General features: G+C 38.8%; 26 protein-coding genes. 6 read left to right on the top strand and 20 right to left on the bottom strand.

The annotated features are described in order from the left end of the window. Positions 1-9 precede the first annotated feature (9 nt). Genes HDC90_RS05920 through HDC90_RS05910 form a run of 3 tightly spaced genes read right to left on the bottom strand, consistent with a single transcriptional unit; the run spans position 10 to position 2736 of the window. Positions 10-900 (bottom strand): DUF6263 family protein, encoded by an 891-nt coding sequence (locus HDC90_RS05920; RefSeq protein WP_184464842.1) that lies wholly within the window; start codon positions 898-900, stop codon positions 10-12. Between the two features lie 16 nt (positions 901-916). Continuing rightward, a complete protein-coding gene (locus HDC90_RS05915) occupies positions 917-1690 on the bottom strand; it encodes a zinc-dependent peptidase (RefSeq protein ID WP_184464840.1) in 774 nt (257 codons plus the stop codon). A gap of 8 nt (positions 1691-1698) precedes the next feature. Continuing rightward, a complete protein-coding gene (locus HDC90_RS05910) occupies positions 1699-2736 on the bottom strand; it encodes a Gfo/Idh/MocA family oxidoreductase (RefSeq protein ID WP_184464838.1) in 1038 nt (345 codons plus the stop codon). Positions 2737-2839: 103 nt separating this feature from the next. Between HDC90_RS05910 and HDC90_RS05905 the strand changes: the two genes are divergently transcribed. Beyond that, positions 2840-3184 (top strand): hypothetical protein, encoded by a 345-nt coding sequence (locus HDC90_RS05905; RefSeq protein ID WP_167296109.1) that lies wholly within the window; start codon positions 2840-2842, stop codon positions 3182-3184. Positions 3185-4097: 913 nt separating this feature from the next. Here HDC90_RS05905 and HDC90_RS05900 read toward each other — a convergent pair. The 4 genes from HDC90_RS05900 to HDC90_RS05885 all read right to left on the bottom strand — a co-directional run bounded on the left by HDC90_RS05900 (position 4098) and on the right by HDC90_RS05885 (position 8467). Continuing rightward, positions 4098-4775: an OmpA family protein gene (locus tag HDC90_RS05900; protein ID WP_184464836.1), complete on the bottom strand. Its 678-nt coding sequence runs from the start codon at positions 4773-4775 to the stop codon at positions 4098-4100. A 176-nt stretch (positions 4776-4951) separates the two neighbouring features. Further along, entirely contained in the window at positions 4952-5644 is a 693-nt protein-coding gene (locus HDC90_RS05895) for an ABC transporter ATP-binding protein (RefSeq protein ID WP_184464834.1), read from the bottom strand. Between the two features lie 2 nt (positions 5645-5646). Next, on the bottom strand, positions 5647-7119 hold the full coding sequence (locus HDC90_RS05890) for a DUF5687 family protein (RefSeq protein WP_184464832.1): 1473 nt from the start codon (positions 7117-7119) through the stop codon (positions 5647-5649). Positions 7120-7186: 67 nt separating this feature from the next. Continuing rightward, positions 7187-8467 (bottom strand): replication-associated recombination protein A, encoded by a 1281-nt coding sequence (locus HDC90_RS05885; RefSeq protein WP_184464830.1) that lies wholly within the window; start codon positions 8465-8467, stop codon positions 7187-7189. Between the two features lie 128 nt (positions 8468-8595). Here HDC90_RS05885 and HDC90_RS05880 point away from each other — a divergent pair, with 128 nt between their 5' ends. After that, positions 8596-8976: a VOC family protein gene (locus tag HDC90_RS05880; RefSeq protein WP_184464827.1), complete on the top strand. Its 381-nt coding sequence runs from the start codon at positions 8596-8598 to the stop codon at positions 8974-8976. 199 nt (positions 8977-9175) lie between these two features. Here the strand turns inward: HDC90_RS05880 and HDC90_RS05875 are convergent, their stop codons facing one another. Next, on the bottom strand, positions 9176-10474 hold the full coding sequence (locus tag HDC90_RS05875) for an MFS transporter (protein WP_184464825.1): 1299 nt from the start codon (positions 10472-10474) through the stop codon (positions 9176-9178). A gap of 157 nt (positions 10475-10631) precedes the next feature. Here HDC90_RS05875 and HDC90_RS05870 point away from each other — a divergent pair, with 157 nt between their 5' ends. Further along, positions 10632-11363 carry a class I SAM-dependent methyltransferase gene (locus HDC90_RS05870; protein ID WP_184464823.1) on the top strand — a complete coding sequence of 244 codons (732 nt, stop codon included), beginning with the start codon at positions 10632-10634 and terminating at the stop codon, positions 11361-11363. Between the two features lie 88 nt (positions 11364-11451). On the opposite strand, the gene hisS is transcribed toward HDC90_RS05870, so the two are convergent. From hisS to HDC90_RS05845, 5 genes are all read right to left on the bottom strand, one after another. Further along, a complete protein-coding gene (gene hisS, locus HDC90_RS05865) occupies positions 11452-12843 on the bottom strand; it encodes a histidine--tRNA ligase (protein ID WP_184464821.1) in 1392 nt (463 codons plus the stop codon). 131 nt (positions 12844-12974) lie between these two features. Further along, positions 12975-13589: a LytTR family DNA-binding domain-containing protein gene (locus HDC90_RS05860; RefSeq protein ID WP_184464819.1), complete on the bottom strand. Its 615-nt coding sequence runs from the start codon at positions 13587-13589 to the stop codon at positions 12975-12977. Next, the gene (locus HDC90_RS05855; protein ID WP_184464817.1) at positions 13579-13773 is read right to left on the bottom strand and encodes a hypothetical protein; all 195 of its coding nucleotides are present in this window, start codon (positions 13771-13773) and stop codon (positions 13579-13581) included. Before HDC90_RS05855 ends, HDC90_RS05860 begins: the two co-directional genes overlap by 11 nt. A 120-nt stretch (positions 13774-13893) precedes the next feature. Next, positions 13894-14244, bottom strand: coding sequence for a translation initiation factor (locus HDC90_RS05850; RefSeq protein ID WP_184464815.1), 351 nt, complete (start codon positions 14242-14244; stop codon positions 13894-13896). Between the two features lie 107 nt (positions 14245-14351). Further along, a complete protein-coding gene (locus HDC90_RS05845; RefSeq protein WP_255497503.1) occupies positions 14352-15233 on the bottom strand; it encodes a diacylglycerol kinase family protein in 882 nt (293 codons plus the stop codon). Positions 15234-15458: 225 nt separating this feature from the next. On the opposite strand from HDC90_RS05845, the gene metK reads away from it, so the two are divergent. Beyond that, positions 15459-16709 (top strand): methionine adenosyltransferase, encoded by a 1251-nt coding sequence (metK, locus tag HDC90_RS05840; RefSeq protein WP_184464811.1) that lies wholly within the window; start codon positions 15459-15461, stop codon positions 16707-16709. A gap of 761 nt (positions 16710-17470) precedes the next feature. Here the strand turns inward: metK and HDC90_RS05835 are convergent. The 5 genes from HDC90_RS05835 to HDC90_RS05815 all read right to left on the bottom strand — a co-directional run bounded on the left by HDC90_RS05835 (position 17471) and on the right by HDC90_RS05815 (position 22588). Then, positions 17471-19582 carry a peptidase domain-containing ABC transporter gene (locus tag HDC90_RS05835; RefSeq protein WP_184464809.1) on the bottom strand — a complete coding sequence of 704 codons (2112 nt, stop codon included), beginning with the start codon at positions 19580-19582 and terminating at the stop codon, positions 17471-17473. A 5-nt stretch (positions 19583-19587) separates the two neighbouring features. Next, on the bottom strand, positions 19588-20769 hold the full coding sequence (locus tag HDC90_RS05830; protein ID WP_255497502.1) for an HlyD family secretion protein: 1182 nt from the start codon (positions 20767-20769) through the stop codon (positions 19588-19590). Positions 20770-20809: 40 nt separating this feature from the next. Next, complete coding sequence (locus HDC90_RS05825; protein ID WP_057931632.1) at positions 20810-21016, bottom strand: bacteriocin; 207 nt, start codon at positions 21014-21016, stop codon at positions 20810-20812. A 309-nt stretch (positions 21017-21325) separates the two neighbouring features. Then, positions 21326-21859 carry a biopolymer transporter ExbD gene (locus HDC90_RS05820; protein WP_184464807.1) on the bottom strand — a complete coding sequence of 178 codons (534 nt, stop codon included), beginning with the start codon at positions 21857-21859 and terminating at the stop codon, positions 21326-21328. Positions 21860-22057: 198 nt separating this feature from the next. Beyond that, positions 22058-22588, bottom strand: a complete 531-nt coding sequence (locus HDC90_RS05815; RefSeq protein WP_184464805.1) for a superoxide dismutase family protein — start codon at positions 22586-22588, stop codon at positions 22058-22060. Positions 22589-22707: 119 nt separating this feature from the next. Between HDC90_RS05815 and HDC90_RS05810 the strand changes: the two genes are divergently transcribed. Continuing rightward, the gene (locus HDC90_RS05810) at positions 22708-23055 is read left to right on the top strand and encodes a hypothetical protein (protein ID WP_184464803.1); all 348 of its coding nucleotides are present in this window, start codon (positions 22708-22710) and stop codon (positions 23053-23055) included. A 115-nt stretch (positions 23056-23170) separates the two neighbouring features. Next, on the top strand, positions 23171-24022 hold the full coding sequence (locus HDC90_RS05805; RefSeq protein ID WP_184464801.1) for a DMT family transporter: 852 nt from the start codon (positions 23171-23173) through the stop codon (positions 24020-24022). Here the strand turns inward: HDC90_RS05805 and HDC90_RS05800 are convergent, their stop codons facing one another. Both HDC90_RS05800 and HDC90_RS05795 read right to left on the bottom strand, forming a co-directional pair. Next, entirely contained in the window at positions 24023-24307 is a 285-nt protein-coding gene (locus tag HDC90_RS05800) for a putative quinol monooxygenase (protein WP_184464799.1), read from the bottom strand. After that, positions 24279-24908: an NAD(P)H-dependent oxidoreductase gene (locus HDC90_RS05795; protein WP_184464797.1), complete on the bottom strand. Its 630-nt coding sequence runs from the start codon at positions 24906-24908 to the stop codon at positions 24279-24281. The genes HDC90_RS05800 and HDC90_RS05795 overlap by 29 nt, the downstream gene beginning before the upstream one ends. Positions 24909-24985: the final 77 nt, after the last annotated feature.

Below are 24985 nucleotides of genomic sequence, written 5' to 3'. Positions count from 1 at the left end.
TAGAAGGTCTCAATTAATTTCTTTCCCTACAATTTTATTAATGCCTTGCATTTCAAAATCGATATCCTGTCCCATCGATTTCATTTTGCCGTAAAGTTCAACGCGCAAGTGGCTGTTCAATACTATGCCCGTTTTTAAATCGACAGCTATTTCTCCGGAGTTTGTACCTTTTAAATCGGTTTCCATGTGGTTGCTCATCACTTCAAAATTTCCTTTCGAGATTAAGCTTCCCTTTACACTCAAAATGGCAACACCATCCTTTACTTCTTTTAACGTATATTGCGTAATCGTTTCAATGGGCATGCTCATTTGCATTTTGGTATCAACGGTCCAGCTATCGCCTATTTTAATCAATTTTTCAGGATAAATTTTAAAAGACGATTCCATGGTTTGTTTAACCATATCGGCGCTAAATTGCTTTCCTAAAGCACTTTTGATGGCCCTTAACTTAGCGGTATCGGTAGTCATTTTTGCTGCTACGCGATCTAGCATCCCATCAATGCCAGCTACGGTTTTAATTCCACCGTTTGAAGCTACTGTCATATAAAAAGATGCGCCTTTAAAACCTGCAAACGGACCTTTTTTGGTACTGTCTGCCTCATCCGAGTCCAGGTTCATGGTATTCCCCATTGCGGTCGATTTCATAAACAACCTGTTGTAGGTTACCTTTATATCTTTATCACCATTGTGCCCTTCTGTAATCTCAAAAGTATAATCGGTACCGATGGCTTGCGTTGAATTAATACTCCTGCCACTAATTTTCTGGTTAATAATCTGATCTGAAATAAACGAGAAGTTATACCTATTCCCTGTTGGGTAATTTTGCCTTAGCACATATGTTTTCTGCGCAAAGGCGCTGATGGCTATCAAACTACAGATAACTGTTGCAAATATTTTCATTTGTAATTTATCATTTTTAACCTGCGGGCTGTTGCGCAAAAATACGGCTTAACTGAAAATACAATTCAGGGTGCTTATCTTTAAGCTGTTCGGGCTTTTCGAAAAAGTATTCTGAAACTACGGCAAAAAATTCGGCCTCATTCGTAATGGCATAAGGATTAATATCCGATTTATTGTCTTCAATCTTTTCAATTTCTTCACGCATCATTTTAATCCAGGGCAGGGTATATTCATGTGCCATTAAATTTTCGGGTACTCCATCTGTTGCACCGTCTGATTTATCTAAAAGATGCACAAACTCGTGTATTGCGGTATTTTCTTTCCCTGCACTTTTAGAAAAACCATGGCGTAGCGCCGATCGCGATAAAATCATTTGTCCGTTCATATAACCTGTGCCTACCATCCCCATAATATTCCTTTCGCCACCTTCAAACTGAAAATCCTTGTTAAAAGCATCGGGATATAATAAAACGCTGGTTAAGTTTTTGTATTGCCAATCGTCGAAACCAAAAATCGGGATTACTGCACTAGAGGCAATCAGCAGTTCGTCTAACGTGGTCATTTCTAAACCCACCGGCTCAATTTTAACCGTACTGAAAAATGCAGCTACTTTCTCTTCAAACCTCAGTTTATCCGTCGAATCTAGATTATGGTAATAGTCTACATAGTCGTCGAGTATTTTTTTGTCAACATCGGTTAAAGGCTCTATCGCAATTTTCTTTTTCTTCAGGATTAAATAAAGCGCAATCAGAAAAATTGGAATCAGGTATACAAATGGAAGAGAATTCATGATCAGGGTTATGCAGTTATGGGGCTTTCTATAATTTCCATTTGTGTTAAAACATCTTCGCGGGTTACCGGATAGGGCTTATTGTTAACAATGCCCTGATAAACGGCTTCGAAAAGTGGCAGATAGCTACCCACTTCTGAGGGAATAGTTTCCTCCGTTTTATTGCCATCTGCGTCAATAGTGGTTAATACACCATCTTTGCTTTCAGATTCGATGCCATAAGCCGGATCGCTTAATTTCATACCCGCCAAAAGTTGCTCTTCCTGGATATCGGTTCTCTGTTTAATATAACTTCCGTTCATGCCATGTAAAACAAATCCTGCCTGCGGGCTTACCACCAACATACTCGAAGTAACAAAAACATTCAAACTATCCGGATAATTTAGCTGGATCGAAAAGTAATCGTCTACCAAAGTACCTACCCTATTTTTACCTAAAATTTTGTGGTACCTTAAAGGTTTGCCAAATAAACAGATCACCTGATCTAACAGGTGCGGACCTAAATCGTATAAAAGTCCGCTAGCCTCTACCGGATTTTCTTTAAATACCTTTGGCCCGATTACATTGCGGTAACGATCGTAACGTAAATGAACCTCAACCAGCTTCCCCAGCTTGCCACTTTCAATAACCTTTTTCACTGAGGTAAAGTCGCTGTCCCAACGGCGGTTCTGATAGAAAAAGATTTGTTTTCCTACACTATCTGCAAGTTCAAAAAGTTCTTTTGCTTGTGCAACCGTTGCCGTAAATGGTTTTTCAACCAGAATATGTTTATGTGCATTTAATGCAGCTTTCGAATGTTCATAATGCAGGTTATTAGGGGTGTTAATTACCACTAAATCTATTTCCTCATCACCAAGGAGTTCATCTATACTATTATAACTTGTAATATTTGGATAATCATTCACTGCGTTTTTATGGCTGCGTTCTACTATTGCCTTTAAATTAAATCCATTGTGTGCCTGCAAAAAAGGAGCATGAAAAACTTTCCCTGACATGCCATAAGCTAATAAACCCGCATTAATTGTTTTATTGATATTCGTATCCATAGGTTATAAATGTAGTTAAAAATACAATTACCAATCAAGCTTTAATGTTAAAACCGCAAAGCTTTTACTTAGGCCTTACACCTTTTACCTATCTTTGTCAGATATGAAGCCTTCGGAGATTAATGCCAAGTGGAAAGTTTTACAGGAAAGAATTTCAAAGGAATTTGAATCCGATTTTCCTGATTTAAAAGTAATGCTTTTTTTAATTGGTGTTCAGGAGCTGGGCAAGGGGCCAAAGAAATACAGCAAACGCCAAAAAGAAGAGTTGATGCATATTGCTACCTGCCGTTTATTGAGCGAAATGGGATTCTATGAGCTAGAGGGTCTAGATCAGGACGGATGGCCACATTGGAAATTAATTAAAGCCATTCCACCTTATACCATGCTTGAGCAGGAAATGCTGATGAAATCGCTAGTGGTAAGTTATTTCGAAGATATTTATTCGTAGGCACAATTTTTAGTCGCTTTTGCCTGACGCGATCGTCATGCTGAATTTGATTCAGCGTCTTCCTGTTTAGATAGACCCTGAAATAAATTCAGGGTGACGAATGATGAAAGAGACCCTATACAAGATCTTTTATTTTTTGGAAAGCAAGGCCATTTACATTTTTTAATGTCAGTCGGGCTTTCTGCTATATCTCCGATTCTGATGAAAAATCAGATCGGAGGATGCCGCTTCAATCCCGTTTAAATTGAGAGGCAAGTGCAACCTATTGAGGGTTGCAGAGCGGTTTAACCTCCGGTCCCTATGCTAAGTTAACTAAACCCGACAGCAGCGGGCACTGAACGCAGAGAGGTAAAGCGAATGGCGGGACTTTCGGAACCGATTTACACAGGAACCTGCTCTTCAAAAAACAATAGGAATATAGCCTTTCGCAGCGTAACAGATCAGGTCGAAAAATGATGAAAGACATCTGATATAAGTTTTTTTGGAAAGCAAGGCTATTTACACTTTTTAATGTCAGTCGGGCTTTCTGCTATATCTCCGATTCTGATGAAAAATCAGATCGGAGGATGCCGCTTCAATCCCGTTCAAATTCAGAGGCAAGTGCAACTATTTAGGGTTGCAGGGCGGTTTAACCTCCGGGCCCTACGCTAAGTTAACTAAACCCGACAGCAGCGGGCACCGAACGCAGAGAGGTAAAGCGAATGGCGGGGCTTTCGGAACCGATTTACACAGGAACCTGCTTTTCAAAAAACAATAGGAATATACAACCTCGTGTTAGACAATAATGTGCTCGTAACCGTTTATGCAATTTGTCGCACAACAGTTGCAACATCACAAAACATAAAAAAACCCCGGTGGATGTACACCGGGGCTGCATTTATAATGACCTCATAGGTAGAGGGAATTTGCGGTATTATCCTTGTTTCTGTGCCGTTGCTTTTAATGCATCGTTGGCAACGATTACAATCTCCACACGACGGTTAGCTGCACGACCAGCATCAGTTTCATTATCTGCAATTGGTTCAGAAAAACCTTTACCAATAGTAACTAAACGGTTTGAAGGAACGCCTTGCGAAACAGCATAGGCTTTAACTGCTGCTGCTCTTCTTTCTGATAGGCCCATGTTATATTGTTCGGTACCACGGCTATCGGTATGGCCAATAATTTTAATATCAGTATCAGGATATTGATTTAACGAAGAAGCTAAACTCTGTATGTTTGTTTTAGCTGCATCTTTCAAAGCCGTTTTATCAAAATCGAATAAAATACCGCTATCGAATTTTACAATAATTCCTTCTCCTTCACGAATAACTTCTGCATTAGGAATAGCTTTCTGGATTTCAGCTGCCTGTCTGTCCATTCTACGGCCGATAAAAGCTCCCGCTGTACCGCCAATAGCACCACCAATTAAGGCGCCTACTGCTGTATTACCGGCTTTTTTACCAATTAAGGCACCAATAACACCACCAGCTGCAGCACCGATACCAGCTCCTTTTTGTGTTTTAGTTAAACTATCACAACTTTGGAATGCCATCGAACCTACTGCTAATCCTATACTTAATGTCGCTATTCTTACTTTTGAAATACTCATAATAATCTAGATTTATAATTTCTACCCGTTACATTCAAACACAATGCCAAAAAGTAAGCAAACTGTATTTTCTGTTCATTTTGGCCCAATTTCACCAAAAATATGAACGATACACATAAAAAAAGAGTCCCAATAAATGGAGACTCTTCTATAATGTATCATTCTTAGTACAAAAACTAGGCAGAGAAATAATTCTCTAATTCCTTTAATGTATTTTCGTCTGTTTTAAAATCTTTAATTACCCTACCTTTTTCAACTAAGATAATACGGTTACAAACGTCGGTCACATGATTTAAATCGTGACTGGAGATAAAGGTAGTCATGTTGCCTGTTTGCTCTTTCAGCAGTTTTTTTAAACGGATCTGTGTGGTTGGATCTAGGTTGGCAAAAGGTTCATCTAAAATTAAAATTTCTGGCTTTTGCATCAGCGCAGCTGCAATACCAACTTTATTTTGATTCCCTTTACTAAAATCGCGGATGTATTTTCCACTGTTTAATATTTCTCCATTAAAGAACTCGCCATATTGGCTCAGGTAAGCCGAAACATCAGCTACACTTAAATTATTTAAACTTCCAATAAAAATGAAATATTCTTCAGGCGTTAAATAATCAATCAGAAAACCTTCGTCTAAAAACGATGCTGTATAGTTTTTCCAATTATCGTTATGCATTACGTTTTCGCCTTTCGATAAAACCTCGCCATTAGTAGGGCGGATCAAGTCTAAAAGCATTCGGAAGAAAGTGGTTTTACCTGCGCCATTATTTCCAACTAAGCCAACGGTTTCGCCAGCAGCAATCTGCAAATCTTCTATGTTTACAACGATTTTATCGCCATAAACTTTTTGTAAATTCTTAACTTCTAAAATCATAATTATTCTCTAAAGCCTTCGGCTATTTTATAACGTTGTAACTCTAATCTTTTTGCAATATAATTAACCCAAAAGCCCCGTAACAATAGCATGGCTAACCCGAATGTGCCCACTACGGCTAATCCCCAATAGGGTTTATTCAATATGCCGAACGGTACATACATTAAAATTGGTGTAAGTGCATAAGGGAACATTAAAAGCCATTGGGTAGCACCGGTTCCCTGATAGTTAAAGCTTGCGGCTTTGGTAATATCCAGGCGTTTATAGTTTAAGGTAGCAAGGTAAAGTACTACTACCGTTCCAAAACCAATGTTATATAAATAGGCAGCCAGATGTAAGAGCAACAGCTTCGGACTCAAAAATCCGTAAAAACTCGCCAATAAGGTAATAATGGTACAGCCAATGGTAAAGAGTAAAAACTTAGCCCTGATGTAATCTTTAAAATTGATTTTATTGGCTAATATCCCATCAAAATGGGCGCTTTGCCAGGCAAACATAAATTGTCCATAAATAATGATCGAAACACCTGTCATAAAAATAGCACCAAACATCATTTGTCCGAAAGCATCGGTATTGATTGCTTTTTCCTTATAAAAGATGAACCCATAGAAAAGGAAAAAGAAGCCAAGGATGACGGCGGAACGGGGCCTTTTGTGGCGGAGAATTAATTTTAATTCCAGAGCAGCCAATTCGCCTACTTTACCAAAACGGTTAAGAAAAGCATAATCGGTACTTCCTTTCTTCTCCTGTTTGCTGCTTAATTCTTCTACATATAGATTTTTACGCAAAAAACTGGAGTTGAAATAAAATATAGCGATAGCAGCCAAAGTAAATGCAAAAGCATAATAAGGGTGGGCAGCAATGGCACGGAACACGAAATCGGAACCGGCCATGATTGAAATAATCTTATAATATTCTAAAGCAGCAAAGGCAGCAATAACAACCAGGCCTAAAAAGGTATAAAGTGTATTCGTGATCGATTTCCGCTTGATATACAACACCATATAGTTATTAAAGATCATGATCGAAAATATCGAAACAATATACATGATGGTGGTAACAGCACCAAGGCTTGGGGCAATTTTGATGAAACAGAAGGGAAGGAAAATAAAAAAAGGCCAAAGGTTAAATGCCGAGAACAATGCCTTAACATTTAAAAATTTAATGATCTTACTCTTCTGGATTTTGAGATGCAGGTAAGGGATGATACTTAATGTTGGCAATTCCTGAAACTGCATGCGCATGATAAAATCGAATGCAAAATAATAGAGGATAATGCCGTTGAAGCTTTTAATTACATCTTGATTGGGGAAAAAGTAGGTCAGTAAATGAGACATACCAAATCCGGCACCAAGCGCCAATATGAAAAAATATAGCATAAAAAAGCCCAAAACAATTTGGCCAGCAATGCTACTGCCCCTGTTTCGCGAACGCCAGAAAGATTTTCTTTGATGGCTTAAAAAAGTACTCAGCATATTTTAGTTTAGGTGTTTGATTTTAGTCAATATATCTATTAGTATGCATTTGAGAGAAAATGTTACACTAATACTTGTATTTGTCTTTCCAGTTCTGCCTTAGCTTTTCGCGCAATTTCTCTTCTGCGGGATTTTTACCTGGGTCGTAAAGTTTAGTGCCGCTTAATTCTTCAGGAAAATATTCTTGTGGCGAAAAATTGCCTTCATATCCGTGCGAGTATTGATAATCTTTTCCGTAACCAATATTTTTCATCAGTTTGGTGGGTGCATTGCGGATATGCAACGGTACGGGCAAGTTACCTGTTTGTTTAACCAAGGCCTGCGCTTTGTTTATGGCCTCATAAGATGCGTTGCTTTTAGGCGAGCTGGCCAGATAGGTTACGCACTGCGATAAGATGATGCGCGCCTCCGGATAACCGATTACATTTACCGCAGTAAAACAGTTATTGGCCAAAAGTAAGGCATTAGGATTGGCATTGCCAATATCTTCTGAAGACAAAATCAATAATCTCCGGGCAATGAATAGCGGATCTTCGCCTCCTTCTATCATCCGTGCCAACCAATAAACGGCTGCATTGGGATCGCTGCCACGGATGGATTTAATAAAGGCCGAAATAATATCATAATGTTGCTCTCCTGCTTTATCATACAGCGCAAGATTTTGCTGTGCATGTGCCAATACGTTTTCATTAGTGAGTACGATTTTATCCCCACCAATGCCATTAATGGCAATTTCGAGCACATTTAATAATTTCCTTGCATCACCACCAGACAAACGGATTAAGGCCTCATGTTCTTTGATCGAAATCTTTTTCTCTGCAAGAACTGCATCTTTTTTAATGGCTGTTTGCAACAACCCAACCAACTCCTCTTCCGTTAACGATTTTAAAATATAAACCTGACAACGGGAAAGCAAAGCGGAAATAACCTCGAAAGATGGATTTTCTGTTGTAGCGCCAATCAAGGTAACCAAGCCCCGCTCTACAGCGCCTAATAAACTGTCTTGCTGCGATTTGCTAAAACGGTGAATCTCATCAATAAACAAAATAGGTAAACCTAAAAAGCTATCTTTTAGCTGTGCCGCCCTATCAATTACCTCGCGAATATCTTTTACTCCGCTGTTAATGGCACTCAAATTAAAAAATGGCCGGTCTAATGCCTGCGAAATGATATAGGCCAATGTAGTTTTACCAACTCCCGGAGGTCCCCAAAAAATCATTGAGGGAAACTGACCGCTCTCTATTGCCTTTCGTAATACCGCACCTTCTCCAACCAGATGTTGTTGACCAACATATTCATCTAGGTTTTGAGGGCGCATACGTTCGGCTAAAGGAGGCAGGTTTTGCATAATGGTAAATATATAAAAATTGAGTATTTTGTTTGTCGATAATTTACTAACCAAATATTGCAAGCATATCCTAAATATTGGTTTACCTAAAACAAAAGGACAAATGCTTTAGTTCTAATTTAATTATTATGGACATTAAAAATTTAGATCACCTTGTACTAACGGTTGCCAATTTAGAAAGTACCTGCAGGTTTTACAGCCTTGCCTTAGGGATGGAAATTGTTGAATTTGGCGAAAACAGAAAAGCCCTCAAATTTGGCAATCAAAAAATCAATCTTCACCAATATGGATCAGAATCTGAGCCAAAAGCCTTTAAACCCATGCCTGGAACGGCCGATCTATGTTTTATTACCGATTTTCCGCTACATGAAGTGATGCAGGAACTTAAAGAAAAATGCATCGAAATTGAGGAAGGACCTATAGAACGCACTGGCGCCAATGGGAAAATTATCTCTATTTACCTCCGCGATCCGGACATGAATTTAATTGAGGTGAGTAATTATTTGTAGATTTCATTTATTTTTTGCCACGGAAAATCTCTCATAACAAAGGCAAATTTCAAAATCGATCGTCATTTCGACTGTATCTTACCAATTTTTCATCGGTAGCGAAATGGAGAAATCTTTCTAGTTAGATTTAGCTTAGCTGAGCCTTTGGGTTCTCGGCTGCGTTGCACTCCGCTCGAAATGACGAAAGATGCACAAAAATCTAATCCTCTATCTTCGAGTGGTGTTTGGTATCTTTCATAGTAGTATATAAAATCAGGGAGATTAAAATACATCCGGTTACGTACCAGTAGAAATAGTTTTCGTGACCTATATTTTTAAACCATAGGGCAAAATATTCTGCTGTTCCGCCAAAAATGGCAACCGTTAAGGCGTAAGGTAAACCTACACCCAAAGCTCTGATTTCGGCGGGGAACAGCTCTGCCTTAACTACTGCGTTAATGCTCGTATACCCGCTCACAATGATCAAAGCAGCAATCATCATCAGGAATATTATTGTGGTATTGGTTTCTCCTGCCAAGCCTGTTAAAATTGGATAGGTACATATACTGCCTAATACGCCAAAACCGATTAATAAAGGTTTACGCCCGATTTTATCAGATAACAGCCCGAACAGTGGCTGCATAACTGCAAAAACCAATAACGAAATAAACGACAAAGTTGTAGAGGTTTCTTTGCTGAGGTGTACGGTATTAACCAGGAATTTCTGCATATAAGTGCTAAACGTATAAAAGGCAATCGTTCCGCCCAAGGTTAAGCCTACAACGGTAAAAACCTCCTTTGGATATTTCATCAGTATAGCAATACCTCCCTTTTTGTCTGTTGATTTTTTGCTTTTAAAAGCCGAGGTTTCATCGATATGCCTCCGCAGGTATAGCGCGATGAAAGAAAGTACAGCGCCAACAAAAAATGGAATCCGCCAGCCCCACTCGTGTAGTTCAGCAGGTGTAAGCAACCAGTTCTGTAAGATTAACTGGATGCCCAAAGCCAACAGCTGTCCACCGATCAAGGTTACATATTGAAAGCTTGAATAAAATCCACGATGCTTTTTGGTGGCCATTTCGCTGAGGTAAGTGGCAGAAGTTCCATATTCGCCACCAGTACTCAAACCTTGAATTAATCTGGCAAAAACGAGCAATAATGGTGCTGCAATTCCAATCTGTTTGTAACCTGGGGTTAAACCGATAATTAATGATCCTATTGCCATGATCAGTACAGAAAGTGTCATCGAGCGTTTTCGACCAAGTTTATCGGCAATACTGCCAAACAGCCAGCCACCAATAGGCCGCATTAAAAAACCAACTGCAAAAATACCTGCGGTATCTAATAATTGGGCAGTAGGATTACTATTCGGGAAAAAGACTGGAGAAAAATAAAGTGCAAAAGCAGAATAGGTATACCAATCGTACCACTCCACAAGATTACCAACCGAACCGCCAAATATAGATTTTAGTCGATATTCTACATCCTTAATTCTGTCCTGTTGTAATGCTTTTTCCATATTAGAGAATGATTATGTTGAATATTGAATGAATAAAACTTAAATCAACAGCAGTTGTTAGTCAAAAATATAATAATTTTATAAAGAAAGAGCGAAGTTGTTCCTCATCTTGATGCCATTCTCTCCTTCCAACATTCAAAATTTCATCATTACAACAATGAAAGATAACTTTTCTGCCCAATCTGCCGATTACGCCATATACAGACCAACTTACCCAAAGGAATTATACGATTATCTGCTTAATCTGGTAAAAAACAAGGGAAATGCCTGGGATTGTGCCACCGGGAATGGACAGGTAGCCCGGGTATTGGCTCAGCATTTCGATCAGGTTTATGCAACGGATATCAGCGAGAATCAATTAAAGAATGCTTTACAGCTGCCTAATATTAAGTATAAGGTTGAATCTGCAGAAAAGACTTCCGGTGAGGATAAAAGTTTCGATTTAATTACGGTGGCACAGGCCATCCATTGGTTTAATTTTGAAGCATTTTACGCCGAAGTAAAAAGAACACTAAAGCCCGATGGACTTTTCGCGGTGATTGGTTATGGCCTAATGTTTATCGATAAAAAAGTAGATAAGGCTGTACATAAACTTTACGAAGATATTTTGGGTAAATACTGGGATAGTGAACGCCACTACATCGAAGAAGGATATAAAACCATACCTTTTCCTTTTGAAGAAATTACTGCGCCTCATTTCCAGATTAAAACTACCTGGAATTTTAACCAATTAATTGGCTATTTGAATACCTGGTCTGCATTACAGCACTACAAAAAGGCCAATGAACGTAATCCGCTCGAATATATGTTTACAGAATTAAAAGAAGCCTGGGGTGATGCCGCAGAGAAGGATGTTCATTTCCCGGTTTTACTGCGGGTCGGGAGGTAAAGGTGTACGTCATTGCTTCGTCGGCTGAAAAAGCCTTCTCGCAATGACGAAATTTCTTAGTGTTCTTTGTGTCTTCGTGGTAAATAACCTATTTCAACAACTCCAATATACCTAAAACCGTTAGCTTTTTCTGTTCTCCACTCTCCATGTCTTTTAATGTAAGTTCTCCGCTGGCAATTTCATCTCCACCAATTAAAATTACATAAGGGATTTTTTTTGCATCAGCATAGGCCATTTGTTTTTTTAGTTTTGCCGAACTTGGGTACAGCTCTGCTGAAATCCCCGCATTTCTAAACTGCTGAACAATCGGCAAGGCATATTTTTCCGCTTCTGCATCGAAATTACTGATCAATACTTTTGTTCCAACTTCTGCTGAAGCAGGGAAAAGATTAAGCTCTTCCAGTACGTCATAAATGCGATCGGCGCCGAAAGAAATACCCACACCGGTTAAATCTTTTAGGCCGAACATACCAGTTAAATCATCGTAACGGCCACCGCCACCAATACTTCCCATAGCCACTTCGTTGGTTTTAACTTCGAAAATACAGCCGGTATAATAATTTAAGCCGCGTGCTAAAGTGATATCTAGCTCTAATTTGGCCGTTAATGGCAAACCATAAGCAATCAGGCTATCTACATATCCAAAAACCTGTTCTATTTCTGCAATACCTTTTAAACCGGTTTCAGATTGAGCTAAAACCTCTTTCAAACTGGCCAGTTTTTCTTCGTTGGTTCCTTCTAGTAAAATTACCGGGCGGAGCTTTTCTAAATCCTGTTCAGTAAAGCCACGCTCCAGCAGTTCTTTACTTACACCATCCAAACCAATTTTATCGAGTTTATCGATGGCTACCGTCATATCGATAATTAAATCAGGTTTACCAATAATTTCGGCAATACCCGATAAAATTTTACGGTTATTAATTTTGATGCTGAAATCTTTTAGTCCCAATTTGCTCAAAGCTTCGTTGTAGATTAAAATAAATTCGGCTTCGTTCAATAAACTTTCCGAACCCACCACATCCACGTCGCACTGATAAAATTCACGGTAACGGCCTTTCTGAGGGCGATCGGCTCGCCAAACCGGCTGCACCTGAAAACGCTTAAAAGGTAAGGTAATATCATTCTGGTGCATCACCACGTAACGGGCAAAAGGCACGGTTAAATCGTAACGGAGTGCTTTTTCAGAAATTAAAGGAATCAGTTTATTACTGTTATCTTCCGCAGCAAAATCGAATGATTTCTTTTTCGGATCTTTAAGATAATCTCCGCTGTTTAATATTTTAAAAATCAGCTTATCGCCCTCATCGCCATACTTTCCGGTTAAGGTAGAAAGGTTTTCGAAACTTGGGGTCTGAATTTCGGCGTAGCCATATTTTCTGAAAACTGTTTTAATGGTATCGTAAATAAAGTTGCGTTTTACCATTTCAACCGGAGAAAAATCGCGGGTACCTTTTGCTAATGAGGGTTTAATAACTGACATAGCCGCAAAAGTACAAAAATGTAATGTTTAATTGACCACAAAGGCAATAAGACACAAAGAGATTTTATTTGATATAGGCGAATATCGTTAAGTGCGAGTTAATCATTTGTCTCGTGTTCTTTGTGTTTTAACTATTTCCCCAACACCTCTTTTACCAATTCTCTATTGGGTTTACTCACCGGAATTTTATCGCCACTATCCATTAAAAGCGTTCCACCATCTTCTTTTAACCAGCTTTTTACAAATTTCGGGTTAACCAGGTGGCTTTGATGTGCCCGCACAAAACCGTGGGGTTTAAGCAAATCTGAGTATTCTTTTAATGATTTTGAAATCAATAGCTGATCGCCATCGTTAAAAAAGAAATTGGTATAGTTGTTATCCGCTTCACATCTTACAATTTCTTCGATACCAACATATCTAATTTCATGCTGTTGAGGTAGCGCTATCCTAACGTTTCCTTTACCGATTTCTTTTTTGTCGGTTGTTTCCTCAATTGTGGAATTTGGATATGTAAGTGGTGGCGCAAAGTTTATGGCAACTGTATTCGGAGCTGGGTTTGATGATGTAGTCTGGTTTTTTTTAATTAAAAAGTAGATCAGCATAAAAATACCACCAAAAAAGCCGAAAAAGACAAGGCCTGCTACCAAAAGCATTATTATTTCGGGTGCACCTAACATAGCGGCATGAGCAACCTGTATGCCATACGCAACAATAAAAGTTAACCCAAAAACTATCTTATTTCTCATTTTCTACCCGCTTAGATCTTTTGAATAAATATAGACATAAGAAAACAAAACCGATCATTACAGCTATTGAGATTAAGCCAACCATAATGAGGAGAATTACTTCGGGCCCGCCAATAGCTGCAGCATGGGCAATTTGAAGGCCTATAAAAATGATAAAAAAGAGTAAAAATAATAACTGTTTCATGTTAATTGATTTAAATGTTCAACGAAAGTAGTCTCGCGTTATCCATTTAAAAATCAACATTGAGTATCCACTGGTTTGCAATTAGTATTAGTGAGTAAACTTTTAGTATTTTACAAGGGACTAGCCTCCGGCTTTCTTTACTTTATACCCATCTTTCTGCAGGATGCCCATCACTTTATCGCGCACGTCGCCCTGGATCATGATTTCTCCGTCTTTAACCGAGCCGCCTACACCACATTTGGTTTTAAGCATTTTGCCCAATACCTCTAAATCTTCAGTACGGCCCTTAAAACCTGTAATCAAGGTTACCGCCTTACCGCCACGGTTCTTTTTATCGAGCATTACCCTTAAATCTTGCTGGTTGTTTGGCGAGGTAACGGTATCGTCAACTTCTTCTTCGTATTCGAATTCGGGATTGGTAGAATACATAATTCCGCCTAAATCACTTAAACTGTTTTTCTTTGGTTTCATGTTTTATAAAAGGTTCATTGGCCAGTGGTTAATTAGTCAATAGTCCATGGTTGATTGTTTATTCGCCAGCTCTGCTCCAAACTCCAAGCGCTCAGCTCCAAACTCAACTAAGGCACGATCACCCTGAGCGAGAGTGGGTTCACCACCGCTTCTATCTCTGTCCCCATCTGTAAAGGCTCACCATCAACGTGCACTGCGCCCGCCATTTCTCTTGTAATTTTAATATTCTTCCCTTTAATAATCTCAATCATATCAGAGCTTTCTGCCTTGCCCCTCAACATTACATAACCCAATATTGGCAATTTTATTATCGGGAAAGGTTTAATAATGCATACATCAAGCCATCCATCCTTTACCGAGGCATTTGGCGAGATATAAACGTCATTTCCATACTGAGACGAATTGGCAATGCTGATCGCAAAAGCTTTTCTGGTGTATTCAGTCCCGTCGATATTAAGCTGATAGGTTTGAGGCTTGTAATTAAAAACCTCCTGGAAACCCAATTTTACATAGCCCGAAAGTCCGCGTTTTTTATCTTTTGAAAAAACAGCGCTCAAATGGGCATCAAACCCCATACCGGCCAGATTAAAAAAACATTTGTTATTAAATTCGGCAGTATCAATCTCATCAACCTTAAAATTATTGATCAATGAAAGTGCATATCTTAAATTTTTCGATATCCTTAAAAATCTGGCAAGGCCGTTTCCCGATCCAAGCGGCAAAATCCCTAAAATTTTATGGTGTTTTAACACTTTACTGGCTACCTCGTTAATGGTACCATCGCCTCCAGCAGCTACAATTACATCGAAATTTTTAGTTGCCGCTTCATCTGCAAGTTCGCCCGCATGACCAACATATTCGCTAAAAACAAAGTTTGGGCTAAACTTTTCCTTATCCAAATATTGATCAATAAAACCGGGGATGCGCAACTTCCCTCTCCCACCAGAGATAGGGTTTATAATAAAAAGGATATTGATCTTTGTGTGCAAAGTGTAAGAATGAGTGCACAAAATAATCTATAATTTTTGAAATAAAGAAAATATGCTAATTTTGCACCAGTAAAAAAGTGGATTGATTTGCTATCCCGACACCTCGGGACCGGATTGCAACCACTTAAAAAAATTGCTAATGCCTCCTTTCAATCATTTAAACACCTGTTTCCAAGGGGTTTGGCAAGTATTAATTTGTTTATTTACCATTAATTTATTTAATAAATGTCATATTTATTTACATCAGAATCTGTTTCTGAAGGCCACCCAGATAAAATCGCCGATCAAATTTCGGATGCATTAATTGATAACTTTTTAGCTTTCGATCCAGAATCAAAAGTTGCTTGCGAAACTTTGGTAACTACTGGTCAGGTTATTTTGGCTGGTGAGGTAAAATCTAAAACATATTTAGATGTACAACAAATTGCCCGCGATGTAATTAAGAAAATTGGTTACACCAAAAGCGAGTATATGTTTGAGGCCAACTCTTGCGGAATTTTATCAGCAATACACGAGCAATCTCAAGATATTAACCAGGGTGTAGACAGAAGCAACAAGGAAGAACAAGGTGCTGGCGATCAGGGTATGATGTTTGGTTATGCTACCAACGAAACTGAAGATTATATGCCTTTGGCATTAAATCTTTCTCATAAGTTATTGCAGGAACTGGCTGTTTTACGCCGCGAAAATAACGAAATTACTTATTTACGCCCAGATGCGAAAAGCCAGGTTACTTTGGAATACGACGATAACAACAAACCGGTGCGTATCGATGCGATTGTAATTTCTACACAACACGATGATTTTGATGAAGAGGCCGCAATGTTGGCTAAAATCAAAACTGACTTAGTGAATATTCTGATTCCAAGAATTATAAAAGCCAACCCTGCTTACGCACATTTATTTAATGATAAAATTGAATACCACATTAACCCAACCGGTAAATTTGTAATTGGTGGTCCGCATGGCGATACGGGTTTAACAGGAAGGAAAATTATTGTTGATACTTATGGCGGTAAAGGTGCACATGGTGGCGGTGCTTTCTCTGGAAAAGATCCAAGTAAGGTAGATAGAAGTGCGGCTTATGCAACCCGTCATATCGCTAAAAACTTAGTAGCAGCTGGTGTAGCTGATGAGATTTTGGTGCAGGTATCATACGCAATCGGTGTAGCTAAACCTATGGGTATCTACATCAACACTTACGGTACAGGTAAAGTAGGTAAAACAGATGGCGAGATTGCTAAAATTGTAGAATCGATTTTTGATATGCGTCCTTATTTTATTGAACAACGTTTAAAATTAAGAAACCCAATTTATAGCGAAACAGCCGCTTATGGGCACATGGGCCGTACGCCAGAAACCGTTAGCAAAACTTTCAAAACACCAAACGGTGAAGAAAAAACAGTTACTGTTGATTTGTTTACCTGGGAAAAATTAGATTACGTAGATCAGGTTAAAGCTGCTTTCGGCATTTAATTAACGAAATATTATTACATAAGGCGTTTTGCAGCAGTGCAGAACGCCTTTTTTGTTTCCGCGCAGTATGGCTAAATGCTGCTCCTTCCGTGCTTGGCCTAGCAAAACAGCAGAAAAATCATGGATAAGTTTTTGGAAAGCAGGGGCCTGCGTGCATCGATTACGAAAGTCCCGCCATCCGCTTTACCTCACTACGTTCGGTGCTCGCTCCTGTCAGGTTTAGTTAACTTTGGCCGGTGGTTCTATGATCAGAAATCCTCCTAAGAAAAAATAATCTTCTCGAAAATCGTCATTGTGAGAAAGAACGACGAAGCAATCTTTCATGTCGATTCCCTGCTTGGCGGCTCAGCAAATAGCGAAAAAACCATTGATAGGTTTTTGGAAAGCAGGGTTCTGCACACATCGGTTACGAAAGTCCCGCCATCCGCTTTACCTCCCTGCGTTCGGTGCTCGCTTCTGTCAGGTTTATTTAACCTGGGCAGGTGGTTCTTGAGAAAGGTAATGCGCTTAAAAATAAATATTTTGGAACTGTGCAGAATTCGTTAATAGTAGCAAATGCCTAACCTATCCAAACCTGATTGAAATGGAAAGCCCGTAAGCCCGATCTTTCATCGGGTGCGGACTTGTAATGAAAAGCAGGGCGAACATTAAAAAAGCTACTGCAATTGCTTTACAAAAAACAATATAAAATATTTAGGCTTTCTCCCTCCGCTAAACTTACGAAGTTTGCACACAGTCGTACCCTAATAAACTTCTTGAGTCTAGGCCAAATGGTACTTCAGTTCCTGGTGGCTGCCTTGCTCTACCACTACACCTTTATCCAATACAATAATCTTATCGGCATTATTCAGTGTACTCGAGCGGTGGGTTATTACAATTACCGTTTTGTGCTCTTCTTTTAAAAACTCGATCATGCGTTGTACATGTTGTTCCGAAACCGAATCGAGCGATGAGGTGGCCTCGTCTAAAATCAGAATTTCCGGATCGCGGTATAAAGCCCTTGCAATGGCAATACGCTGCCTTTGTCCGCCCGATAAAGATGTACCATTTTCACCCAAATAAGTTTGAAAGCCTTTAGGTAAAGCCTCAATAAAGCCAATTAAACCCAATTTATTGGCAATATCAATAATCCTTTGCATATCGGGTTCTTCTTCTCCAATGGCAATATTATCGATTACATTGCCTGCAAATAAATCAATCTGCTGCGGCACTACCGATACCATTCTGCGGAGCGACGAATTGGTAATGTATTTCAGATCATACTTGCCAATACGCACATTACCCGCCTGTATAGGATAAATGTTTTGTAGTATCGACATTAAAGTTGATTTTCCTGACCCGCTCTCGCCCACTATGGCCGTAAATTTACCTTGTGGAATGGTTAAATTTAGATTTTCGAAAACGGGCAACCTTGCCCCATAGCGGAAAGAAACGTTTTCGAAGTGGATATCGCCAACTTTATCAGTACTTAATTCAATCTGGTTCTCATCACTTTCACGCTCCAGATCCATAATTTCGAACAGCCTATCGGCTGCAATAACGGCATCCTGTACGGTTTTATTCATGCCGATTAAAGATGAAACGGGCCCTGTAAAATAACCGATCAATGTATAAAACGACAGTAATTCTCCAGGTGTAATCGAATTGCTTAACACGTAACCCGCGCCAACCCAAAGCAATACAATTGTAATCATGCGCGAAATAAATTCGGTAGAAGTACCCGATACAACAGCATTAATATTCGATTTAAAGCCAGCCTGAAGCAATTTGATGAAACGGGTTTCGGTTTTGTCGTTGGCGTGATCTTCTAAGCCGAAACGTTTAATGGTACCTACGGCATTTAAGCTTTCTACCAATTGCGATTCGAGCTCGGCAGCATCTTCCATCAACCTCCGTTGCGTACGTTTGTTAAATTTATCGGTAATTGCATAAATAATCAGATACAACGGGATAACGGTAAGCGTAATGAGCGCCAGTTTCCAGTAGTATGTAAACATCATGATGAATGAGAAGAAAACAATAAAAATGTTGACTACAAAATTTACGCATACATCATTTAAAAATGTTCTGATTTTTACGGCATCGTTAATCCTCGAAATAATTTCGCCCACCCGCATGGTATCAAAAAATTGCTGTGGCAAACGGAGCAGGTGTTTGTAGTAGCCTAAAATAAGCTGCGAATCGATTAGCTGACCGGTTTTTAAGGTAAAAATTGTTTTTACCGAGCCAATAAACAGCTGTACCACAAGAATAACCATCATGGCTATACTCATGAGGTTTAGCAGGTTATGGTTACCATCTACCAGTACAAAATCGACTAGCTTCTGAACAAAAATAGAGGTTGATAAACCCAGTACAGTATAAACAATAGCACCAAATAAAACTTGCGTCAGAATGCCTTTGTGCGGTTTAATCAAGCTCCAAAATCTACCCTGGATTGATTTTTTCTCATTGCCGATCTGAAAATCTTCTGATGGCAACAATAAGACTAAAGCACCAGTCCACTCCTTTTTGAATTCATCATGTGTTTTACGGTGCACTTTCCCATCTATAGGGTCCATCACCTCTATAAACTTACCATTTACTTTATAAATCACTACATAATGCTGAAGGATATCATTCACAATGATATGTGCAATAGCGGGCGTAGGTATTTTAAATAAACTATCGAAAGGTGCTTTTACACCCTTCGCCTCAAACCCTAGTTTTTGGGCCGCTTCTACAAGTCCTAAAACGGTTGTACCTTTTTTATCGGTTCCGGCCAGCTGCCTAATGCGGGCAACAGCCAAATCTAGTTTATAATGAGCCGCAATTGAAGCCAGACAAGCCGCACCACAATCTGTTATATCTCGTTGCTTAACCTTTGTACTCATTGCCTTTATGTTTTTTGGATTAAGTTTGGATTAACCCAATCATCTACCTTATCGTAAAGTAACTGATATAAACTACGGTCTGTTACTTTAAAACGGGCGGTAAAATTCATTCCTTTTTTGAGGTATCCTTTATAACCATTCTTCAGCATCAGAAAATTTTTATCCATTAAACACTTTACTTTAAAAGCAGGCTGGTTACCATTTAAAATAACAATATCGTCTGAAATATCAATCACTTTCCCTATTGCTAAACCCCACTGATTATAGTTATAAGCATTAATCTGGAAGTGCACTTCCTGTCCTTTTTTAATGAGGCCAATATCTGAAGGGTTGATATAACAATAAGCTGCCAAACCGGCATCTGGTGAAACCTCTCCTATTTTTTGGTTCGCAAATACGTATGCACCATTCTGCAAGCCGATTAAACTCTGCACAGAACCATCAATCGGCGCACGCAGTACATATTGTTTTTTCTGTTCGTTAAGTTCTGCCTGCTGCCCAGAAAGCTGGCGCAGCTCATTGCGGTAACCATTGGCTTCGGTTTGCCATTGCGTTTTATATTTGGTACGCACCATTAAGTAAACCGATTCGGCCTGCTCAAGTTCGTATTTGTATTTTTCATATTCTGATTGCGTTAGCACTTTATTCTGATAAAGTTTATTGTAACGCGCAAAGATACTGGCGGCCTGTCTTTTCGCAATTCCTGCGTTTTTTAACTCTTGCACATATTGCTGCCACGATGCTACATACTGCCCCGTTTGCAGGCTCGATGAGCCGCCATTAAACGAGAGTAACGTACGTATATCCTGTAAAAATTGGGCAATCTGATTTTTGCGTGTTTCTACCAAGGCATCCTGCTGCCTGGGTAAACCGGCATCAATAGCTAAAAGCGTATCACCTTGTTTAAGCCTTTTATTATCCGAGAGGCGGTATTGTATTAACCGGCCATTAACCGGTACAATAAGTTCTGTTTTTTCGATAGTAGATTGTAAAATACCTGTACCATTTATACTAATAGGTATTTTAATAAGGGGAAGCGCAACCAAAACAATTAAAATGGCTGCCACGGCAACGATATAAATTAACTGGCTTGATTTACTAATTTTAGAACGGTAAACGAGAGCGGTATTTGAAATTCTTTCTGTAGAGTAGCTGGTTAGCGCCATAGTATTGAAATCGTAAAGCATCCGCTATTCTGAAAACCAGAACAGCGGATGCAATAATTGCTTATAGACTCCAAACAAGTTTCAAAACATTGGTTACTGTTTTGCTTAAAAATGCTGAAGTATCTGCACCAACTGCATTTAAAGTTCCTGCAAGAGAAGTTAAAAGTTCGTTTAATGTATTGTTAATAATACCACCACCTTCAACTTGAGACATTTCAGTTGTGTTCATTTCTTTAACACCAAGATTTTTTAATTCTAAACTTTTCATACTAGATTTTTTTTTGAGTTTTAAGATCCCTACTCTTTTGAAGGCTTTTCGGGATGCGCCTGATGCTTGGCCAAACACTTCGACGAATGTAATAATATTAGCTATACAGATGTAGTATTAAACATCTAACACAAACCTAACATTTATATAATATTGTTAAAAAAACACCCTTAAAGCAGTCAAAAACCAAGTGTTTAGCAAAAGCATAGTGTATAATTTACGCTATTCAATTTATTCATTAACATTAAAACACTTTATATTCTTTTTATTCGCTCTATTTTAAGTACAGTTACGATAAGAACCGCCCATTTAAAGACCATTTATTTTCATAAATGCGATCTCTTTTTCTACAATATGATCGTCGTCAATAGCGTATGATTTAATATTGGCAATCTTCATTTCGTCAATTACATCTACAAAATTCTGGAACTTGGCGGTTTTGCTAGGTTTGATAATCACGATCATATACTTTGATGGATTATTGTGATGTGTCTTAGCCACAAGTTTCTCATTTGCAAAGATCTCTTTCTGAATGTTAGCTACCGAGGCAACTTTCATATCCGCCTTTTCTATTGTTCCCATGTAACAAACAGCCTTATTGTTTTTACCAAGCAGGATGGTCATGGTGCGCGATTCGGGATAATTTTCTACAATATTGATATCCGTTTTATTGGGCTTAGCAATATCTGCCGCATTTAAAGAACCCAATGAAGTGGTGAGCATAAAAAATGTAGTCAATAAAAACATCAGATCTACCATTGCCGTAAGATCTACCTTCGGTGTTGATTTTTTGGTTCTTCCTTTTGCAGCCTTGCCGCTTTGAGATTCGTTTAGCGTTGCCATAATAATTTAGGTTTTTTAATGATGATGACAACCTTTATCAAATTGCATAAAAAAAGCGATTAAAAATTTAACCGCTTAAAGGCTCTAACAGAAAATCGTCATCTCGACTGAAACGCAGTGAAATGGAGAGATCTTTAATAGATTTCTCGACTGCGTTGCACTCCACTCGAAATGACGATCAAACTAATATACAAAACATTATTTCACCGCTTCAATTACACCACAGCCCACCCGCGGACCTGAGTTACCGGTTGGTTGTGTAGTATAATCATCAGTACCGCCATGTACAATAATTCCACGACCGATAATATTTTTAACATCGCCATCTTTAATGCTCCATCTATCGGTAGTAACAGAAAGGGTTGCATGGCCTTTATGATTTAACATAATGTTACCAATATCTCCGCTGTGGTAAGCGGCAGACCCCCATTTGCCATGAGCCTCTTTTGTTGGGTTCCAGTGGCCATGTGTATTTTCGCCCATATTACCACAATCGCCATGTTCGTGAAAGTGGACAGCAACATTACTATCTGCACGTGCTGCAAAATTCATCTCTATATCCATCTTAATTTTTCCATCACTCAGTTCGTAAAACTTTGCTGTTCCAATGGTTTTGGTATTATCAGCCGTTTCGGTCAATGTAGCCTGGGCAACTTCTTTGTCGGTTTTAGCGCAAGCACTTATAAGCGCTGCGCCTGCTATAACTAAGCTAAAAAGATATTTTTTCATTTTACAAAAATTAGTTCACATAAGAAACAGATTGACAATCATTTAGTTTGTTTTAAAAAGAAAGATGGGCAAAACCATTTCGAATGCCACTTGTTTAATCAATATAAAATGTTACAACTATGGAACAGCCAATTGCAATGAACACTTTAAGTCAAATTTTGGAGAAATTGAGGCTGAAAGGAAAAGATAACGAACTAAAAATTTCTGATCACGGTAAGATGCAAAGTAAATCGTTGGGAAAAATTTATAAACCCGAAGATTTAACTATTGTAAAAACCTATCGTTTTGAGGGAGATTCAGACCCAGCAGACAACTCAGTATTATATTTGGTTGAAGATGAGGAAAAAAATATTGGGTACATATTAGATGCTTATGGCATATATTCTGATAATGAAGGGCCGGCATTTGATGACTTCTTAAAGAAAATTCCGACTGAAAACAGAGATGAACAGGAACTGTTTTCTTAATAACTAAAAACCTTGGTAAAAGGGAGAATTAGCGTAATCTGATTCTCCCTTTTTTTATTTTAAAATATTAGCAAATCATAATTCCTTAATTTTGCGCTTCATTTACGAGCCCAAGATGAAAAGCAAAATCAATATCCCGCCTATACCTGCTGTTTTATTATCAATTATCAGTGTGCAATGTGGTGCGGCAATTGCAAAAGGTCTTTTTCCGCAAATTGGCGCCGCCGCAACGGCATCATTACGCATCGGCTTATCTGCATTAATCTTACTAATTGCCTTTAGACCAAACCTATTTAAACTAAATGCGAAACAATGGAAATACGTTATCCTGTATGGCGTTTGTTTAGGTGTAATGAATATGGTTTTTTACATGGCTATTGCCCGCATCCCGATCGGCTTAGGGGTAACTTTAGAATTCGCCGGGCCACTAGGACTTGCCATTTTCGGGTCGAAAAAACCTATTGATTTTCTTTGGGTGGTACTTGCTGCTATCGGTATTGTATTGATTACACCATGGACAGGTACAGGGCTAAATTTAGCCGGCGTACTCCTGGCACTTTTGGCCGGCGTTTTCTGGGCTGGTTATATTATTTTAGGAGGTAGAATTTCAAAAATAATGAAAGGTGGCGATGCCGTTGCCATAGGGATGTTATTTGCTACAATAGTAATTATACCCTTTGGTATTTATGGTGGAGGTTTAAACACGTTGAACCCTAAATTAATAGGGTTAGGAGCAGCACTTGCTCTACTATCAAGCGCTATTCCCTTTACCCTAGAAATGAGGGCCCTTAAGCAGCTTCCTGCCCGGACTTTCAGTATTTTAATGAGCCTCGAACCTGCTATGGCCTCATTGGCCGCACTCTTTTTTCTACAAGAATACCTCACTTTAAAAGAGTGTTTTGCTGTAGCTTTTGTTGTAATTGCTTCTGCAGGTTCTTCGTTAACAGCCAGGCGTGCGAAACTGTAATCAGACCAGTTTTTCTGTTTTATAGATGATAATATTGTCTGTCAGCTGATCAGCTTGTGCTACAAAGGCTAAAATATATGACTGCTTATCGTGCAGATCTAAACCTGCCTGATCTTTCCATTCCTCCTGAAAAATAAAAGTATTATCAACTGCAGATTCATGCAGATCGTATTGGATACAGGCTTCTTCTTTACGAGAATTTGCAACCATATCCAGCAGCATGGTTCTTAATGCCACTGTAGTTTCTTTTTTGCTTTTAACTATTGCTGTTAAATAAATGCTCATATACTTCTGTATTTAAAAATTTTTGGGTTAAATGTTCCTGATGCAATTTAAGTGCACTCCTAATATCTGCATTCTTTTCTACATCATGAAAATGGATGCCATCTACCCGTTCCATCCCGGTAAAAGCATTCATTCTGTGGAAACCGAACAATACGCCATCATCTACACTGGTTTCCATAAAAAATTCTTCTGGTAAAGTAAAAGCCTCTTTTGGTGCATTCCATGATGATGTTACCATATATTTCCGTCCGTGCAACATACCACCTGTACCGTAATTTCGGGTTGGATTATCAGCCTTACGGCCGTCGCTAACGTAAATTCCTTTTTTATGGCCTTCTGTAAATACCACATCAATGTATTTTTTAAACCCATGTGGCAGCTGAAACCACCAGATTGGGGTATGGTAAATCACCACATCAGCCCAAACATATTTCTCCACTTCTTCCTTAGGGTCGTAATCGTGGTTGATATTGGTTGTTTTTACTTCAAATTCTTCCAATGAAGAAAAGAAATCAGCAGTAGCATTAGCTATCGTCTCGTTAAACCTGCCACCGGAATGACCAAATTTTTGCCCTCCGTTAATAATGAATATTTTTGTCATTTCGTTTTTCTATTTTGATAACACAAAATTACAGCGCCTATATCTATTATTAAAACAAGTTAATTCATAGCTTTGTA

This window comes from Pedobacter sp. AK013 (assembly GCF_014205835.1).
In the GTDB taxonomy this organism is placed as follows: domain Bacteria; phylum Bacteroidota; class Bacteroidia; order Sphingobacteriales; family Sphingobacteriaceae; genus Pedobacter.
The sequence above is the reverse complement of the archived record's forward strand: the minus strand, read 5'-3'. Positions and strand labels throughout refer to the sequence as shown.